The following is an 18,704-nucleotide window of genomic DNA, read 5'->3' as shown; positions in this document are numbered from 1 at the left end:
GTAACTCCTCCGTTCTAAACAGGCTGATTATCTTTTATTCGTTACGGTCTACCCGTTCCATCACGGCAGATATCAACGTTTGCAGCGCTGCAGCAGCAGACTCCTTCGACTCGCCCTTAACCGCAAAATAAACCTTGATCTTCGGCTCAGTGCCAGAAGGGCGAAGGCAGAACCACGAGCCGTCCGCGAGCAAATATTTCAATACATTTTCCGGACGCAAGCCATCATGACCCTTGCCGTAATCGAGCACTTGCTCCACTTTAACGCCGCCGATTTCAAGTGGCGGGTTTTGACGCCAATCGTCCATAATAGCGCCGATTTTTTGCACCCCGTCAAAGCCCTTAAGCGTGCGTGACTCAAGACCTTCCAAATAGAAGCCGAACTTAGCGTAAAGCTCAAGCAGCACATCATACAACGTTTTCCCTTGGCTGCTATAGTATGCCGCAGCTTCCGAAATCAATAACGCCGCAACGATGGCATCTTTATCGCGCGCATAGGTTCCTGTCAAATAACCGTAGCTTTCCTCGTAGCCAAACAGGAAGGAATGTTCACCCGTTTGCTCATAGCGAGTCATTTTCTCCCCGATATATTTGAAGCCGGTTAACGTATTTTCAACCGCTGCGCCGTACGAACGGGCAATATCCGCTCCAAGCTCGCTTGTCACGATCGTTTTGACTACGACACCGTTTTCCGGAAGCTGACCGCGTTCCTTTAACTGGCTAAGCACATAATGAACCATCAAAGCACCCGATTGGTTACCGGAAAGCACCACATACTCGCCTTCATTGTTCTTCACAACCGCACCCATACGGTCGGCATCGGGATCCGTTCCGATAATAATATCGGCATTGACCTGCTGAGCGAGCTTAATCGCCAGCGTGAACGCTTCACGCTCTTCCGGATTAGGGGACTTTACCGTGCTGAAATAGCCATCCGGCTGCTCTTGCTCCGGAACGATATGTACGTTATTGAAGCCAACCTTCTTCAATACTTCGCGAACAGGCATATTGCCTGTCCCATGCAGCGGCGTGAAAACAACGCTGAATTTCTCGCCAATTCCGCCTTTGATCAAATCGGCATTTAAGCTTTGAGCCACTACCGTATCAATAAACTGCTGATCAGCCTCTTCGCCCAGCCAGCGCAGCAAGCCCTTAGCTTCTGCTTCCTCCCGGCTCAGCCTTTTCAACTCATCAAAGCTGGTGATTTGACTGATTGCTGCTATAACCTGTTCAGCTTCCTCCGGAATAAGCTGGCAGCCGTCGGCGCCGTATGCTTTATAGCCGTTATATTCAGGCGGGTTATGACTTGCTGTAATGACGATCCCGCTAGCTGCTTGGAGTGCACGTACCGCAAATGAAAGCTGTGGTGTTGGGCGCAGTGCGGTAAACAAATAAGTGGTAATGCCATTTCCGGCTAGCACGAGAGCTGCGTCAAGCGCGAACTCTGGCGAGTAGTTACGTGAATCATGAGCGATGACCACAGACGGGCTTGCTCCTTCGGAAGCTGCGCCGGCAAGCAGCCAGTTCGCAAGACCCTGCGTCGCTTTGCCGACTGTATAAGCATTTAAACGGTTCGTTCCTGCACCCATCACGCCGCGCAAGCCGCCCGTGCCGAATTCAAGGTCACGATAGAAACGGTCCGTAATTTCCTTTTCTTGTCCTGCGATGCCGCGCAGCTCTTCCTTCGTCGCATTATCGATAAGCGGATCATTAAGCCAAGCCTCGTATTTAGCAATTACCGTTTCATTAGTTGGATTCGTCATATTAGCAGCCTCTTTCTTTCATGAATTTTAAATTATTATGAAGGATTAGATAACGCAAACATAAGCTCGCCTTCGGCAACGATTTGATCGCCAACTCTTGCTGTCCCTTGCCCTTTACCGATGGAGCCCTTGAGCCTTGTAATTTGCACCTCAAGCGTCAAAGTATCACCAGGCTTTACTTGACCGCGGAAGCGGAAACCGTCAATGCCCGCAAAAAAGCCAAGCTTGCCGCGATTAGCTTCAATCATCAGCATAGCTACAGTGCCGACCTGTGCAAGGGCTTCTACAATAAGAACGCCAGGCATGACCGGATAACCAGGAAAGTGGCCGACAAAATAAGGCTCGTTCATCGTAACATTTTTGAGACCGACTGCGCGAACACCCGGCTCAACCTCCAAAATTCGATCGATCAGCAGGAATGGAGGGCGGTGCGGAATAATTTCTTGAATTTGATTGATGTCCAGCATGTCAGAAAATAACTCCTTTCTAAAGTTTAGTGGTATAAAAAGTTCCAAAATGTACGAAACTATACTTATCCCTCATAAAACTGCAGTTTATGAAGGTTAAGATAAGGGGCTTGGCTGATGGACCCGAAGTGTCCATCGTCAAGCCTCTTTGTTCCCTATGTAGCGTTTCTAAGGATCACGAATGACCGGTCGGCGTTCCCGATACGGGTTTATTGAGCGCCTTGAACATTACGATATACATTATAGAAGTAATGAACGAAAATCCGATGACCGCCCATAAATAGGTATGAGCATTTGGCGCTTCAAAGAAAATAAGCATAATCGCCGCATAGAACAGCACGGTTGTAAGCTTCCCCATCCAATTGGCGGGCACCGTCTTCTTTCCGCGAAAATGAAAATACAAGCCTCCCGCTATCATACCCAGATCACGAATGAACATCGCCGCCGCAGCAGCCCCAGAAATATGGCCGGAAATGAGCAGCGAAACAATAACCGTAATGAGCATCAGCTTGTCAGCGAGCGGATCCAGCATGATGCCGACCATCGTAACCTGACCGCTTCTACGCGCGATATAACCATCAAGCACATCGGTAATACCGGCAGCGACCATAATCAAAAAGGCGGGGATCATATGCCCCTTTGCGAAAACCACTATGTAGACAGGAATCAAAACAAACCGTAATGATGTTAAGAGATTCGGCAGATTCAAACTCTCACGCTCCTCTACCTATTGCTTACTGTCCACCATGGTTCCCAACTATTATACAACTACCTCCCAAAAAAATAAAACTATCTCGGTTCCTAAAATACCTCGTTCATTTGAATTCACCGGTCCAGGCCGGTATTTTGCGGAAACTTTGCTTACCTATTATCCCTTTGTTATTCATTTTCAACATTCCATCAAAGCAGGTTCTGATTATGTTTATGATTCATCAGCCCTATTGCAGAACGGAACAGCTGCGCCAGCAGTCACTGATATTGAAAGTTGCCGAGGCCAAAGGCTCTGCTTCTATTAAAGTAACCTATGCGGGCAAGAGCGTGACGATACGGGTAACCGTGAAATAATCAGAGCGCTGTAAAAAAGCAGCTCAAGGCTAAGCTTGACCTGCTTTTTGTTTGCAACAAAAAAAGGCCGTCCGACAAACAGCTTAAGCCGCTTAACAGACAACCCTTTCATCGTTTGATTATTAAGATTCGGCAAATACTAAGTCATAGAGATGCCGCCACGTGGCCCAGCTAAACACTTCGCCCTCCGGCTGCTTGCCTAAAACGGCATAACCAATGTATAAACCCGCCACAAGCATAATAACCATAATGATCGGCACGATGCCTTTGCGCAAAATCCACAGCAGCACCTGTACCCCCTTGGGCTGTCGCTTCTTATTGGAGCTCCCTTCAGCCTTTGCAGGGCTGCTGCGCTTCTTCTTTCTGGAGCCGCCCTCTTCCGCTTGACTTCTGAACCCTCTTGCTTCAAGGTCGATTCGTTCATCGGCCATACTCATCAACATCACCCTATCTTTATGCGCGCAGCCCGTTTGTAAGGCTCATCATCGTATCGCTTGACGACAACGCTCTAGCTGCCAGTTGATAAGCGCGCTGCACATTAATAAGCTCGGTCATTTCGTCCGATAGCTCGACATTCGACTGCTCCAAGTACCCTTGGCGCAGCGAAATGCGGTTCTCCGAATCCGGTACGATCTGCTGCAGCACATCGCCAGAGTTGATGCCGTCCGCTACAACAAACAGGTTATCAGCAACCGCAGACAATGCCGCCGGACGCGAAGCCTGCAGCAGCTTAATGCTGCCAAGCTCAATCGTCCGCTGGGAAGATACCCCCAGCACCGTTCCGTCCGGATTAACGCGAAGATTATACCCTTGAGGCACTACAATATTGCCCTCAACCCTATTTCCGGTCGCAGCATCTCTTACACTCGCAACGACAGGATATCCGTCTTCCGTTGCCAAAAGCGTATCACCGTTTGCGCCGACCGTCAACTGAAACGCCCCGTTGCGTGTATATGCACGATTGCCGGCATCGTCCACTTCGACCTCGAATAAGGCATTTCCCTCAATCGCGAGATCCGTTTCTTTATCCGTTCCCTGGAGAGGCCCTTGAGACAGATTTGGTTGAACCATCGTCATTCTCGAGCCCCAGCCCTGCGTGAAATCCATCGGCGTGAGACGGCCGGGCTGATTAAACGATTCAGGCTGGCTTCTTAAGTTCGTAAGAAGGTCCTCAAAGGTTGCTTCCTTGCGTTTGTAGCCGACTGTATTCACGTTCGCAATATTGTCCGCAAGCAGATCCAGCTTCTGCTGAAGCCCACTCATCGATACCATAGCGTTGATCATTGAACTGTTCATGCTTCGTGCTCCTCCGCTGCTTCAACCCGTTGTTACACGCGGCCTACGTCGTTAACTGCTTTGCTTAAGCTCTGATCATAAAACTGGATAACCTTCTGGTTCGCTTCATAAGCACGGAGAGCTGACATAAGATCAACAGCCGCTTGCGCAGCATCGACATTAGAACGCTCTACATAGCCTTGTCTCACTTCAACGCGATCATCCGGAGCAATAGCGACTGCTTCCCCATCTTCGGTTGCAAAGCGGAAGCTTCCGTTCCCTTCGCGCTCAAGCATATTCGGATTATCGATTCGGCTAATCAGCAGCTGAACACCTATATCCTGTCCATTCGCATCGATGAAGCGTTGATCATTCGTGAATATGAGGCTGCTCAGGCCTACACCCGCAGGCATCTGAATAGGCTGTCCATCTGTTCCAAGCACGTTTGAGCCATCGCTTGACATAAGGAAGCCTTCCTCGGTTAGCGTAAACTTCCCGCCCCGTGTATAACGAACCTCGCCGTTTTGGTCCTGTATAGTGAAAAACGCTTGCGGCTGGAAAATAACCTCGCCGCCCTGTCCAACCGATTTGCCGGATGCGTCAAACGATAGCCCGTCCATCTCAATGTTCGAAATCAAGGCAAAATCGGACGAGTTATTCGTTTGCATTAAATCGCCCTGCAAGTGGACGGACAAGCTCTCCTCCGCAAATACGCCGTTTGTCAGTTTCCCGACCTTGGTGAAATTTTCGGATCCCGCTCCTGTCAAGGACAGCATCATTTCCGGAAAAGAACGGGTTACCGCATTGGTCTGCTTAAACCCTAGCGTGTTTATATTTGATATATTATTCGTTACCGTATCATGTCTGCGCTGCTGAGAAATCATGCCCGACGCCGCGGTATATAATCCTCTTAACATCGTTGTTACCCCCTTGGCCGCTTCCATTCCATTTTACCTATATATGTTATCGGTTGAAAGCAAGGCTGCCTGAATAGCTTGTCCCTGCGACCTTTGACTCATTTACGCCTCGGCTTCGCCCCCCTAAGGCTCCCTACCCGCGCAGATGATTGTGATCAAGGCCGCCGCTGTCTTTACTTCTTCCCGAGCTTGTCCAAGTTTTCTAGAAGGATTCCTGTCCCTTTAACAACGCAGTGCATAGGGTCTTCCGCTATTAATACCGGTACTTTGAGTTCCTCTGCAAGCAGCGCATCAATTCCGCCAAGCAAAGCGCCCCCGCCCGTCAAAATAACGCCCCGGTCAATAATGTCCGCTGACAGCTCCGGCGGTGTGCGCTCAAGCACAGCCTTAGCTGCCGATACGATGGACATTACCGGATCCCAAAGCGCTTCGCGCACCTCTCCGGAACGGATCGTTAACGTAAGCGGAAGCCCCGAAACCATATCCCGGCCGCGAATATCGATCTCATCCTGGTGGCCGCCTTCAAGCACGGTACCGATCTTAATCTTAATATCCTCACTCGTTCTTTCACCGATCATAAGCTTATATTTATTTTTGATAAATTTCATGATCGCATCGTCGAACTTGTCCCCTGCGACTTTAATAGAGGAGGAGGTTACAACGTCGCCCATAGAAAGAACAGCCACATCCGTTGTACCCCCGCCAATGTCTACGACCATATTGCCGCTGGGCTGGAAGATATCCATTCCAGCCCCTATAGCGGCAGCTTTCGGTTCATCCTCAAGAAATACTGCCTTTGCACCGCTTCGTTCCGCAGCTTCGCGAATGGCTTTCTGTTCAACTGATGTTATATTCGTTGGAGCGCAGATAAGAATACGCGGACGGCTAAACCATTTCCGTCCCTCGACACGATCGATAAATGCTTTCAGCATTATTTCCGTAATTTCAAAATCCGCAATAACACCGTCACGCAGCGGACGAATCGCCACAATGTTCCCTGGCGTTCGACCGACCATTCTATGTGCTTCCTCGCCGACTGCCAGCACGCGTTTCGTATCGCTTTCAATCGCAACGACTGAAGGCTCATCGAGTACAACGCCTCTTCCTTTCACATAAATAGATACATTGGCTGTGCCAAGATCGATCCCGATATCCTTGCTCAACATAAGGCTTAAGTCCCCCAACGAATAATAATTACTAAACGTACATTTGGTTCCCTTGACACAGAAACCGCTGACGTTTATTATTCGCCAAAAAAGACAAATTTCCTCTATAATCCGAGAAAAAACTTCATATCTTCCCTGCCGCCAACACTTCACGTTTCTTCGAGCTCGTTTTCTTATATTTAATCTTGGTCGCTTCTCCTCCCCTCAGATGCCTAATCGATTTGTGGTATTCGAGAATGTGCTTAACTTGATCGGCCAAATCGGGGTTTATTTCAGGAAGCCGCTCAGTTAAGTCCTTATGCACCGTGCTTTTGGATACACCGAACTCTTTGGCGATCGTTCGCACCGTGTGCTTCGTTTCCACGATGCAGCGGCCTATTTTAATGGTTCGCTCTTTGATGTAATCGTGCACGTTCCCGCCTCCCTTACTCGAGATAGTTTGGTACATTATATGAGTAGGTCGGGTATATATTCGTTATGGTCAAGCCTAACATGCCTGAATGTTAATAAATTTTCATAAAAACGTAAAACAGGCAGGGAATCGATCCCTGCCTGTACGACTAAAGTCCTATTTTTTGGAACTGTTACTCTCCAGCCGTTATTACTCCGCGATCAACGAGCTTGGGTTTACCGGTTTGCCGTTGCTCCGTGTTTCATAATGAAGGTGAATGCCCAGATCGCGTTCAAGATCATTGCGGCCGGCTTTGGCGATCACGGTGCCTTGACGAACCTCATCGCCTACGGCAACCGCAACATCCGTTACGCTTTGGTATACGGTCACAAGTCCGCCAGCGTGTGTGATTTCAATGACGTTGCCGTTCGTTGGTTCCGTTTTTACATAAGTAACTTTACCCGACAGCGCAGCAAGTACATCAAAGGTTTTGCCGCTAGGGTCAACGAAGTCGATCCCCATGTGCGGAGAGAAAGTTTCTCCCACTTGCACCAATGCGGCTTCGCGCTCTGCATCGGTCGCTTTCTCATCATAGAACGGAAGCTCTACTTGAAGCGCTTCTTTGTTAGCGAGCGGCCACTGCATTAATTCGTCACCAGCCACAACTTCGGGCGCTTCGTTATCTTTCCCTTGCGTTGCTGTATCCTCTTGCGAAACATCAGTAGATTCGGGTTTACCTGTTGTAGGACTCGTTTGATCCGCTCCCTGATAGATCCACATTAAGGTTACGATAATTGCTGCCGCGGCCATGAAGATTGCTGGAGATACCCATCGCTTTGCAAAAAGGTTCTTCCATCCACTGCTAGATTTGGCGGCAGACGTTCCTCCCAGAACAGTTTTGGGAGTTTCTTCTGGTCTTTGCTTCGGTTTACTTTGATTTTGATCATTCATTTTCTATCACCTCACTAGCCATTGTTGCCAGATCTGCTAGGTTTATACGTGAGGTCAATACGAAATATTGAAAGAGTTCAGTTTATGAGCGGCTAACGGGCTGATCCGATAGCTTTGAAGCTTCCTCCACTTGAACGCTAGAATAATAATGAGCTAAAATTTCTTCGGCGCTTGCCCCCGACTGGGCCATACCATTCGCGCCCCATTGGCTCATTCCAACGCCATGCCCGTAGCCGTACGTCGTAATCGCAATAGAATTGCCTTTCACGCTCCATGTGAATTGAGAGGAAGCGAGTCCCAGCTTTTCTCTTACTTCCCGCCCCGTAAAGGTTGTGCCTCCTATGATAATCTTGCTGATACGGTTGCCTTCCGTCCTCTCTACTACACGGATCGAGGATTTGGCAGAGCCCTTCTTCGCCACTCCGAGCTTGCTGTAAAACCTGTTAAGCGAAAGCTCCACCGTTTCTTTATACCGAGGCGATATTTCCTTATCCCATGGACTTTGCACACTTCGCAAGTAAGGAATCTCTTGCTTCCAATAATCCTCTGAATTTTCGGTATATCCGTTGCTAGTCGAGAAAAAAGCAGCCTCAATCGGTTCGCCTTTATACGTAATAATTTTCCCTCTCGTCTGAGCGACCGCTTCGCTCAGCTTGCTCATATTTTTCTTCTGCTCATCCTTTGGCCACTTGGTTGCAAGCTCTGAAAGCGTAATGTAAACCTGATGCTCGATCGTATCGGTTACATCCGCTCCCTTTACCGGCACTCCGCTGACATTGCCTTGAACAATTCTCCGAACCATATACGTGCGTGCGGCTATGGCCTGTGCCTTAAGCGCCTCAAGCTCGAAGCCTATCGGCATTTCCCCAGCCACTACACCGCGGACATAGGTTTCCAGAGGAACCCTCTCAATCCGTTTTTCCTTTGTCATATAGATACGTACCACGAGATGATCGAATGCGTTCGACGTTTCCGTTTGCGATCCATTGCCGGTGGACGGCTTTGCCGCCTGCTGCGGATTGGCTTCACCTGCGGAAGGCTGCAGCCCTTCGGCTTCTTCCGTGATACCGGCCCTGGACTCTGTTTGAATGCCTCCTTCTGCAGCGCTATTATCCGTTCTGTGCCTGTCAGCATGCACATATCGGATCTCATTCAGTGAAAGCCTTACTAACATCACGGATGCTCCCAGCATTGCGCCGATTGCGAACAATGCCATCCATCTGCTTGTCCGCATGCGGGCGATCATCGAAACTATTGAAATCTTCCTTATCCTTCGACTCATGAGCTCTCCTTCCATCTTGACCGGAAAGTGAAAGCAGGAACCTTGCTTTCACCGGGCTCCTCTCTCTTAAACCGGTACTGATGGTTCATTCTATGAGCAAAAATGATAGGGTAGAACCGAGCATAGCGGCTAATCATGACATCCATGAGATCTGTATCTGTATCTGTATCCGTGACCGTTAAGTTAATAGAAGAAACACCGCTCGTTTGAAATATTTTTTAAGCTGTAAAAAAAGAGTACCGCTCCTTCTCCAGCCAAAACGGCGAGAAAGAGCGATACTCTTTTTAGCAATCATACGGATCGTTTACAAGGACGGAAGCTCCTGCAATAAGGGCAGTGAAGATATCGCTCCCGCTCTTGTCGTCGTTAGAGCGGCTGCGGCGTTCGCGAACGAAACAATCCGCTCCGCCTTCTCGGCGCCAATCCCTTTCACGACTCCTTCGTTCAATTGAAGCTGGTACAGCAATGCCCCGATAAAAGCATCGCCAGCGCCAGTCGTATCGATAACCGATACTTTCTGACCGGGCACGGATACCTCATAGGTAGGCGTATACCATACCGCGCCTTCCGAGCCCCGCGTGTAGACGACAGCTTGAACATCACCGACAAACAGCGATGCAATAGCCTCCTGCTCATCCTCGATTCCCGTAATAAAGGCAAGCTCGTCCGAGCTAATTTTGACAAGGTGGCTTAACGGAATGAATTGCAAAATCGTTTGTCTGCACTGCTCCGGATCCTCCCACAGCGGAAGCCGCACGTTCGGATCAAAGCTGATGAGGCCGCCCGCTTCCTTCATAGCCGCAATCGCCTTGAGGTGCGCGTACTTTACAGGGGCTTCAATAAGATCAACGGAGCAATAGTGCAAAATATCTCCTTTGGCGAACCACTCCCCGCTGATCTCGTCTTCCGAAAGCAGCATGTCGGCGCTTGGATTCCGGTAGAAGGAAAAATCCCTGTCGCCGTCGGCCTTTAAGCTGACAAAAGCGAGAGCCGTATTCGCCTCCATCGTCCGGAGCACTTGGCGCGTATCGACACCTGCCGCATCCATCGTTTCCACGAGAAAGTCACCGAAGGCATCCTCGCCAAGCTTACCGATGAATGCGCTGCTGCCGCCCAGCTTCGCTACCGCGCAGGCGACATTCGCAGGAGCGCCTCCCGCTTCCTTCCTAAAGCCGACGACATTTTTGAGCTCAATCCCCCGCGTATCCGGAATAAAATCAATTAACGCTTCTCCAATTGTGTAAAGTTTCGACAATTTAAGCCCCTCACTTCATATCCCATTTTTTAAAGGATACCACAGAACAGGAGCCTTGTGCATACACTTGAATACCTAGTGAATCGGCCCCCGGATAAATCCGCCCTGTCATGACCTTCTCGCCGCCCTGAATGAATACCTCGACGGATGATTTATCGACAAAGACGTTCAGTACGAGCAGGCCTTCCTTCAGCTCTACCTTCGTTCTGCGCTCGCCGCCTAAACCGATTCCCGACTTATCGCGGTTAAACCGGAACTGGCTTTCTGCCGGGCGGTAGGACAGCACCGTCTCTTCATCGCCGTGAACCCGCAGCTTCAAGCCAAACTCCTCAGCTTGCTCAGCCTGGAATACAACCTCAAGCTCGTAGCAGTCTCCGCTCACATTCATATCTTTGTCGCCATCAAGTCTCATATTCCATGTCTCGTAAACGTTACGGCGATAAGCCTTCGTTTCTTCTATCGGCTTAAACAACAAGGTTTCCCCTTGCATAACGACCTCGCGGGGCAGCGTCATCGCACCGGCCCAATAATGCCCGAGCTGCGTCGGGATTTCCGTCTCCCATGTCTCCATCCAGCCCATTACAATGCGTCTGCCTTTTCCGTCGATTGTCGTCTGCGGGGCATAGAAATCAAAGCCGCAGTCAACGGGCTCGTACCTGTCATAGTTGAAGCTTCCTTGCCCGGTATCCAAGCGGCCGATCATATAGGTAGCGGAGTGCAGATTATGATAGTCGTCCCCTTGCGCCGGCATGCGCTGCGGCGACATGATAAGCACATCGCGCCCGCCCAGCTCGAACAGATCCGGACATTCCCAATTGTCGCCAAGCTGCCCGTCGCTGCGCGCGATTTCGCCGGCGAAGCTCCAGTTGATAAGATCTGTCGAGCGGTATAATAAAATGAGTCCTTTGCCCTGCCCGTCATTCGAGCCTAAAACGACATAATAAAAGCCGTCACGCTCGAACACTTTCGGATCCCGAAAATCCTTCTCGCTTATGCCGGCCGGCATTTGTTCCGGTGCGATAACGGGGTTGTTTGCCAGCTTCTCAAAGCGGATTCCGTCCTCGGATACGGCGATGTTCTGATTTTGACGGTAATCGTTATCCTTATCCGGTCCTGTAATGATATGCCCGGTATACATTAAATACAGCTTGCCATCCTGCTCAAAAGCACTGCCGGAGAAGCAGCCGTCGCGATCGTAATCCTGATCCGGCGCAAGAGCTACAGGAAGATATTTCCACTCTATCAAGTCGCTGCTAACCGCATGCCCCCAGTGCATGGGACCCCATGCCGCCTGATACGGATAATGCTGATAGAACATATGGTATTCGCCGTTGTAATAAATAAAGCCGTTCGGATCGTTCATCCAGCCAAACTCGCCCATTAAATGATAAGAAAGCCGGTACTCTTCTTTCAGCAAATATTTTCGTTCGGCAATAAATTTGTCGGCATTTTCTCTTGAATACATAATAAGTCATCCAACCCTTACTAGTTATTTAATCGAGCCCTGCATAACCCCTTGAATAATATATTTCTGCGCAAATAAATAGACGATAAGCACCGGCAGTATGGTCAGCATAAGCCCGGCCATAAGCGGCCCGTAATCAACCGTGTACGTCCCAAAGAAATAAAAGGTCGATAGCGGCAGCGTCCGCTCTACCGGCGCAATCAATACGAGGGAAGGCAATAGGAAGTCATTCCAAATCCATAAAACATTCAAGATTGCGATTGTAACCGTAGTCGGGGTCAGCACCGGAAAAACGATGCGAAAGAACGTTTGCGTTCTCGTACAGCCATCGATAAGCGCCGCTTCCTCCAGCTCAGCCGGTATGCTTTTCACAAATCCATGATAAATAAACACAGCAAGCGGACTGCCAAAACCGATGTACATATAAATGAGGGCCCATTTGCTGTTTAAAAAGCCGATGGATCCGTATATTTTGACGAGAGGGATCATAATGGCCTGGAACGGAATAATCATAGCCGCTACCATTAGGAAGAAAGTGTATTGGTTCAGCTTCGTTTGATGTCTAACAAAATAATGAGCCGTCATGGCTGCCAAAAAAGAAATAAGCACTACGCTAAGCACCGTAATAATGACCGAATTCGTAAAAGCGGATACATATTCCATTTTGCCGAAAGCATTCGTGTAATTTTCTAAACTAAAGCTATGCGGTAAGGAAAGCGGACTTGATGTAATGGCCTTGTTTTCTTTAAATGAGTTGACGAGCAGCATCAAAAAAGGAAATACAAACAGCACTAGGCAAACGAGGAGGGCGATGAATTTTATCCAAGCGAGTGTTCCGTTCTTATTTTCCATCACGCCTCAACCTCCAGCTTCTTGCTAAAATAAACCTGGGCAATCGTAATCGTGGCCACGAGCAGGAACAAGACGAAAGCTTCTGCTTGACCGACGCCATAATCCCGCGACAGGAATGCTTTCTCGTACACATGCATGGACACCATTTCCGTGCTTTTGAACGGACCGCCCTTTGTTAATGAAAGGTTCAGGTCATAAACCATAAAGCATCTTTGGAGCGACAGGAAGATACAGACAATAAACGACGGCACCATAAGCGGCAGAATCATTTTACGCATGGTGGTCCATAAGTTCGCTCCATCGATACTGGCGGCTTCTAAAATATCCTTCGGAACATTCATAAGCCCGGCTACAAAAATAACCATCATATAACCGGCATACTGCCATACCGTGACGATGATCATCGTCCAAAATGCTTTACTCGGATCAGCCAGCCACGAAGCGCTGAACAGCGGGAGGCTCAATTCTTTGCCAACGTACACCAATACGTTGGAAAAAATAAATTGCCATACAAAGCCGAGTACAATACCGCCCACTAAGTTTGGAATAAAGAAGCCCGCTCTGAAAATACTTTGTCCCTTCAAGCCGCTCGTTAAGACATAAGCCAGCAGGAAAGCAACCGAGTTAATAAGCGCGACCGATATAAACACATATTTCAAAGTTAATAAAAATGATTTCCAGAACACGGCATCCTTAAATACCGATACGTAATTGTCAAACCCCACAAGGCTGCTTGTCGTCGATATGCCATCCCAGTTCGTAAAGGTCAAGTAGATGCCATACAGGAAAGGTATAATCATTACGGCAACAAAAGCGAACAAAGTTGGTCCGGTAAATAGCAGCCACAGTCGCAAGCGATTCCACAGCCCTTTTTCCGTTATCATCATGATCCCTCGCATTCATGTTTGTATTTCGGTTGAAGAACGTTATTAAGAGTAAACGGCTTACCCCGCTGCATTTGCGGGGTAAGCCATACTTAGCCATTCATCGTTACTTGACCGACTTCCAGTACTCCTCAATTTCTTTAGTTAGAGTCGCGCGGTCAGCCGCACCAGCCAAATATTTTTGCATCGAGGCGCCAATTTTTGCCCAGTGGTCAGCAGGCAGCGTGCTCATCGAATCCTCTGTTTTTACTTTTGCGATATATTCGGAAATCGACTTCGCAAGCGGGTCCTTTGCTTCAAGCGTGATGTTCTTGAACGCCGGAATAATGTTCGCTTTGTTGACAAGGAAGTCTTGCCCCTTCTCGCTGTATACGATCCACTCCAAAAACTTTTTGGCTGCCGCTTGCTGCTCAGCCGTATTTTTTTCCTTGTCCAGTACCAAACGCTTTGAAACGGCAGAAGAAATTTGTGTATTTCCAAAGTCATCCGCATTGTTGCTCACAGGTACAGGAAGGAAGCCGTATTGGCCGCTGGCTGTATCGAAGCTGCTAATTTGCGGCCATGCCCAGTTCCCTTGGAACCAGATGCCTACCTCGCCTTTGCCAAGCACTTCCGGCCCTCTCTCATAAGTGCCGGACAATGGTGAAGCTTTGTCGATATTGTATTTTGCCATCACGTCAAACGTATCGATCAAGCCGTTAAATACAGGATTGCTTCCCAGATCCACTGTTCCTGCTTTCAAATCGTCTACGAACTTCGCAACCGCCGCTGCATCAGCCGATTGGCCTGCGTAAGCAAGCGGCAGGTAGTGCGCCCCAAGCGACCAGTCCATCGGGGAAATGATGAGCGGCGCTTTGCCGGAAGCTTCGATTTTTTTGAAAAGGTCTTCCAGCGCGCTTGTTGTGTTAATCGTTGCCGGATCAAATGCTCCGCCTACTGCTTGATCAACGACCGCTTTGTTGTAGATGAAGCCATAGCCTTCAATCGCGAGCGGGAAAGCGTAGTTTTTGCCGTCGAACGTCGTTAGAGAGGTGCTGCGGTCAACCGCGTCAGCCATCCATTTCTCGCCGCTAAGGTCCAGGATACGATCCTTGAACTTCTCAACATCTCCTGTATCGAGCATCGTAATGGTAGCCGGGTTACCCGAGGCGTAAAGCGCGGAGGCCTTCTCAAAAGGAGATTGTCCAGCCGGTACCGGTATGATTTCAAGTGTGATGCCAGGGTTATCCTCTTTAAATGTTTTTGCCGCTTCTTCCAGCTGGGCTTGAATTTCTCCCTTAGAGTTAAGCAGCGTTATTTTGACTTCAGAGCCTTCTTTCGATGATTCGGAGTTGCCTGAATTACCGGATTTACCACATGCCGTAAAGACCATAACGACGATAAGCGACAAAGTAAGTAGCTGTACCCATTTCCAAGATTTCATTTTATTGCCCCCGATTCTTGAAATATTTATACGGCCTACCGTTTTCGTAAACCGCTTTCATAACGTATTATATATTCGCGATTGCTGTATGTCAATCGTTTGACATGTCATACCTTTATCATTATTTTTGGAAATAAAAAAACCCTTGCGCAGCAAGGGTTTCCCGTTCAAATATAAGAATTTATAAGTTTCACATTTATAAATAAGCTTATATTTCACCGCGAAACGAGCTGTTGCCACCACAGGACGGCGACAGCCGTTTACGCTTGATTCAAGCTATGTAGTCGCCCGTTCAATCATGGTCACAGGTAAAATATTTTCAGCTTCGAACGGCTCCTGGTTCATTTGCTTCATGATCAAGTCAACCGCCGTTTTTCCGATTTCTGCAATAGGCTGCTTAAGCGTTGTAATCTCCGGGGTCATCCATCTTGCCGCGTTAATATCATCGTACCCGATTATTTTCACGTCGGCTGGAATGCGTTTCCCGGCAGCTGCACACTCTTTAACGGCAAACGCAGCAATAATGTCGCTCGTTGCGAATATGCCATCGATATCAGGGTGCTCCTGAAACAGCTCGTGCAGGATTTGCTCATACTGCATTTGATCAAATACGTTCATATCCGTCTGAATGATCATATGGGGGATACCCTTTTCCTTCATTACCGCTTGAAAGCCATCGGTTCTTTGGTTTGCCAGCAATTGCAGCTCCAGATTTCCGCAAATATGCGCAATTTTCTTGCAGCCTCTACGAATCAGGAGCTCCGCCGCAAGTCTTCCCCCCGTAAAATTATCGGAAGAAATATAAGGGATATCGCCGCTGATTTGGCGATCAATCGTCACGATCGGCGAGCTTAGATTTATGTACTCCTCAACCTGCAGGGTGTGGCTTCCCATTATGATGCCGTCGACGCGGTTTCGCTTTAGCATCTCAATATAATCTTTCTCCTTCACCTTATCATGCTGAGAGTTGCAAAGCAGCATTTTGAATCCCAGCCCGTACGCATAGTTTTCCACATGATTCGCAAGCTCGCTAAAAAAAGGATGAGAGACATTCGGTATAATGAGTCCGATTACGTTCGATTGCTTTCTAAGGAGGGATCTGGCAATTTCGTTCGGCTGGTAATTGAGCTCCTCCATTGCCTTGTAAACCTTGGTTCTAGTCGTCTCGCTAATATAACCGCGATTATTTAGAACGCGGGAAACTGTCGTTACGGATACGTCCGCTATTTTTGCCACATCGTGTATCGTTGCCATAGCCGCCCCTTTGCATCTTGCTGTAGTCCATTCATTATAGCGAAATCAATCGCATATTCAAACTTGAATCACGATTCGCGAATCTTATTCATAATAGATTTAAATAAAAAAGAAGCTGTTTCAGATAGGCCTGCTGCGGCTGATCTGAAACAACTTCTTCGTTATATTCGCCTGTTCGGTTAAGCCCAGGTCGGCTGTATCTTGAGAACGGCAACCTCTTTCTCACGCTTGTAGGAAGCAGCCAGTTCACTTTCGGACGAGACTGCTGCCGAGACAGCAGCTACAGAAGCGATATCCCGTGCCGGCAATGGGACAACGCCCGCTGCCGATTGCCTGCTTGCTGCCGCTGCAGCAGCGTTCTCCTCTTCCGCCTCAATCCGGTAAATATGTGCACCAAGCGCAGCAAGCTTACCCGTAATGTTGACGTAGCCGCGATCCACATGATGCAATCCTGTTACTTCTGTCTCGCCATCTGCGCGCAAAGCCGCACAAATAAGCGCTGCTCCCGCTCTCAAATCGGTTGCACATACCTTTGCTCCCGTTAACGGCAATCCGCCGCTGACGATAGCCGTACGTCCATCCACTTTGATTTGGGCGTTCATCTTCTGGAATTCCTCAACGTGCATAAAACGATTCTCGAATACGGTTTCCGTAACGACGCTCGTTCCCTCGGACACGAGCAGAAGAGCCATCATTTGGGATTGCATATCTGTCGGGAAGCCCGGGTGCGGCAATGTTTTCACATCGACCGATTTCAAAACCGCGCCGGACTGCACACGAATACCGTTATCACTCTCTGTGATTTCTACGCCCATTTCCTGAAGCTTAGAAATGACCGGCGTCAGATGATCGGCAATTGCGCCTTCAACGAATACGTCTCCGCCTGTAATTGCGGCAGCAATCATGTACGTGCCTGCCTCCACGCGGTCAGGAATGACGTTATGCGCTGCGCCGTGCATGTGGTCTACGCCCTCGATCCGGATCACGCCTGTGCCCGCACCGCGAACCTTACCGCCCATTGCATTGATGTAGTTGGCTAAATCAACGATTTCCGGTTCCTTGGCCGCATTTTCGAGGATCGTTGTACCCTCTGCCAAAGCGGCTGCCATCATAATATTTTCCGTTGCGCCAACACTGGCTACGTCAAGGTAAATTTTCGCGCCCTTGAGGCGGGTCTTCGTGCTTGCTTCGATAAAGCCTTGCCCGAGCGTAATTTCTGCGCCCATCGCTTCAAAGCCCTTCAAGTGCTGATCAATCGGACGAGTGCCGATCGCGCAGCCGCCCGGCAGCGAAATTCTCACCTTGCCGATACGGCCCAGCAGTGGACCCATTACAAGAAAGGAAGCCCGCATTTTGCGAATAAGCTCATAAGGGGCCTCGCAAGACGTAATCGCCTGTGCTGTAATGCGCATCGTTTCATTGTTATAGGTTAATTGTGCGCCTAAAGAGGCAAGCACTTTCTGAATCGTCATAACGTCGTCGAGGAGGGGTACGTCATAGATGACGCTGTCTCCTTCTTTCGCCAATAATGAGGCCGCTAAAATGGGGAGTACTGCATTTTTTGCTCCGCTAACACGGACTGTACCCTTTAAACGCTGGCCTCCGCGGACGATAATTTTGGTCATCTTATGGTTCCCTCCGCGAACTGCAATTTCTATTTCCTAATCGTGAATATTTTGGAATTCCTCACTTCACCCAAACTTCATCTTATCACTCAATTGCACGAATCGACAAGCGTTAAATTATTCTTACTTATTGCATACGCTTTCCTCGGCATTTTATGACTTTTCTCACCAAAAACGATCTCTTTTTTGAGAAAAAATACGGCTTCAAGCAAGCGAAAACGGCTCGTGCCGGCCATGCGGCAGCTTCGTTTCGCGTTGAATGATATGCGCCAATTAGTGAAGTTCACTAGCAAGCATCCAAACAAGTCCTAATTAATACTTATTCGGAAGCCGGCTTTTTTTTGAGTCCGTCATGTATTACCCATTATTGACATATTTCGCTTTTGTTATTCGACAAAGCTTTTGAGAAGCACCGTATAGCCCCAATATTCTAAAATGAATTTAGCCAATAAATGACCTATAATAACCGCAGCAATCACTTGAAACAAGCGTGCTTTGGGGCTGCGCGGGAAACGAAAAAACGTTTCCCATTTTACCTCCTGCAGCACGAACCAGACAAAAATAATGCTAAGTAAAACAATGACAATCGAAAATAGTCCGGTCATCCCGGTATAGGTTTGCAAGTCATTGTAAAGCTCGTTATCGACGTTCATGATTCCCCCTGAAAAAA

The 18,704-nt window shown here is 48.7% G+C and carries 19 protein-coding genes; 1 reads left to right on the top strand and 18 read right to left on the bottom strand.

The genetic code is table 11. From position 1 onward, the window contains the following. Positions 1-34: 34 nt before the first annotated feature. The 3 genes from ASG81_RS06990 to ASG81_RS06980 all read right to left on the bottom strand — a co-directional run bounded on the left by ASG81_RS06990 (position 35) and on the right by ASG81_RS06980 (position 2,938). Complete coding sequence (locus tag ASG81_RS06990) at positions 35-1,762, bottom strand: phospho-sugar mutase (RefSeq protein WP_056631021.1); 1,728 nt, start codon at positions 1,760-1,762, stop codon at positions 35-37. Positions 1,763-1,797: 35 nt separating this feature from the next. Then, entirely contained in the window at positions 1,798-2,229 is a 432-nt protein-coding gene (fabZ, locus tag ASG81_RS06985) for a 3-hydroxyacyl-ACP dehydratase FabZ (protein WP_056631018.1), read from the bottom strand. A 175-nt stretch (positions 2,230-2,404) separates the two neighbouring features. Then, complete coding sequence (locus ASG81_RS06980; RefSeq protein ID WP_056631015.1) at positions 2,405-2,938, bottom strand: CDP-alcohol phosphatidyltransferase family protein; 534 nt, start codon at positions 2,936-2,938, stop codon at positions 2,405-2,407. 209 nt (positions 2,939-3,147) lie between these two features. Here ASG81_RS06980 and ASG81_RS30640 point away from each other — a divergent pair, with 209 nt between their 5' ends. Beyond that, positions 3,148-3,294 (top strand): hypothetical protein, encoded by a 147-nt coding sequence (locus ASG81_RS30640; protein ID WP_155971283.1) that lies wholly within the window; start codon positions 3,148-3,150, stop codon positions 3,292-3,294. A gap of 122 nt (positions 3,295-3,416) precedes the next feature. Here the strand turns inward: ASG81_RS30640 and ASG81_RS06975 are convergent, their stop codons facing one another. The 15 genes from ASG81_RS06975 to ASG81_RS06905 form a co-directional block, all read right to left on the bottom strand. After that, positions 3,417-3,731: a DNA-directed RNA polymerase subunit beta gene (locus ASG81_RS06975; protein ID WP_235548763.1), complete on the bottom strand. Its 315-nt coding sequence runs from the start codon at positions 3,729-3,731 to the stop codon at positions 3,417-3,419. Positions 3,732-3,747: 16 nt separating this feature from the next. Beyond that, complete coding sequence (locus ASG81_RS06970) at positions 3,748-4,590, bottom strand: flagellar hook-basal body protein (protein ID WP_056631009.1); 843 nt, start codon at positions 4,588-4,590, stop codon at positions 3,748-3,750. 32 nt (positions 4,591-4,622) lie between these two features. Beyond that, entirely contained in the window at positions 4,623-5,486 is an 864-nt protein-coding gene (locus tag ASG81_RS06965; RefSeq protein ID WP_056631007.1) for a flagellar hook-basal body protein, read from the bottom strand. Between the two features lie 173 nt (positions 5,487-5,659). Then, a complete protein-coding gene (gene mreB, locus ASG81_RS06960; RefSeq protein ID WP_056631004.1) occupies positions 5,660-6,652 on the bottom strand; it encodes a rod shape-determining protein MreB in 993 nt (330 codons plus the stop codon). 124 nt (positions 6,653-6,776) lie between these two features. Further along, positions 6,777-7,064: a sporulation transcriptional regulator SpoIIID gene (gene spoIIID / locus ASG81_RS06955; protein WP_056631001.1), complete on the bottom strand. Its 288-nt coding sequence runs from the start codon at positions 7,062-7,064 to the stop codon at positions 6,777-6,779. A 189-nt stretch (positions 7,065-7,253) separates the two neighbouring features. Next, positions 7,254-7,994, bottom strand: coding sequence for a M23 family metallopeptidase (locus ASG81_RS06950; protein ID WP_056630998.1), 741 nt, complete (start codon positions 7,992-7,994; stop codon positions 7,254-7,256). A gap of 82 nt (positions 7,995-8,076) precedes the next feature. Then, entirely contained in the window at positions 8,077-9,276 is a 1,200-nt protein-coding gene (gene spoIID / locus ASG81_RS06945; RefSeq protein ID WP_056630995.1) for a stage II sporulation protein D, read from the bottom strand. A gap of 304 nt (positions 9,277-9,580) precedes the next feature. Beyond that, entirely contained in the window at positions 9,581-10,531 is a 951-nt protein-coding gene (locus ASG81_RS06940; RefSeq protein ID WP_056630992.1) for a carbohydrate kinase family protein, read from the bottom strand. Between the two features lie 10 nt (positions 10,532-10,541). Further along, the gene (locus ASG81_RS06935) at positions 10,542-11,996 is read right to left on the bottom strand and encodes a glycoside hydrolase family 32 protein (protein WP_081417179.1); all 1,455 of its coding nucleotides are present in this window, start codon (positions 11,994-11,996) and stop codon (positions 10,542-10,544) included. Positions 11,997-12,020: 24 nt separating this feature from the next. Further along, entirely contained in the window at positions 12,021-12,848 is an 828-nt protein-coding gene (locus ASG81_RS06930; RefSeq protein WP_056630990.1) for a carbohydrate ABC transporter permease, read from the bottom strand. Then, the gene (locus tag ASG81_RS06925) at positions 12,848-13,732 is read right to left on the bottom strand and encodes a carbohydrate ABC transporter permease (RefSeq protein ID WP_056630986.1); all 885 of its coding nucleotides are present in this window, start codon (positions 13,730-13,732) and stop codon (positions 12,848-12,850) included. The genes ASG81_RS06930 and ASG81_RS06925 overlap by 1 nt, the downstream gene beginning before the upstream one ends. Positions 13,733-13,838: 106 nt before the next feature. After that, positions 13,839-15,155, bottom strand: a complete 1,317-nt coding sequence (locus tag ASG81_RS06920) for an ABC transporter substrate-binding protein (RefSeq protein WP_056630982.1) — start codon at positions 15,153-15,155, stop codon at positions 13,839-13,841. Positions 15,156-15,431: 276 nt separating this feature from the next. Beyond that, positions 15,432-16,409: a LacI family DNA-binding transcriptional regulator gene (locus ASG81_RS06915; protein ID WP_056630979.1), complete on the bottom strand. Its 978-nt coding sequence runs from the start codon at positions 16,407-16,409 to the stop codon at positions 15,432-15,434. Between the two features lie 179 nt (positions 16,410-16,588). Next, positions 16,589-18,034, bottom strand: coding sequence for a UDP-N-acetylglucosamine 1-carboxyvinyltransferase (gene murA, locus ASG81_RS06910; protein WP_056630976.1), 1,446 nt, complete (start codon positions 18,032-18,034; stop codon positions 16,589-16,591). Positions 18,035-18,420: 386 nt separating this feature from the next. Then, entirely contained in the window at positions 18,421-18,687 is a 267-nt protein-coding gene (locus ASG81_RS06905) for a DUF1146 family protein (RefSeq protein ID WP_056630974.1), read from the bottom strand. Positions 18,688-18,704: the final 17 nt, after the last annotated feature.

The sequence above is a fragment of the Paenibacillus sp. Soil522 genome (assembly GCF_001428245.1).
Classification (GTDB): domain Bacteria; phylum Bacillota; class Bacilli; order Paenibacillales; family Paenibacillaceae; genus Pristimantibacillus.
This window is presented reverse-complemented; position numbering and strand designations above follow the sequence as displayed.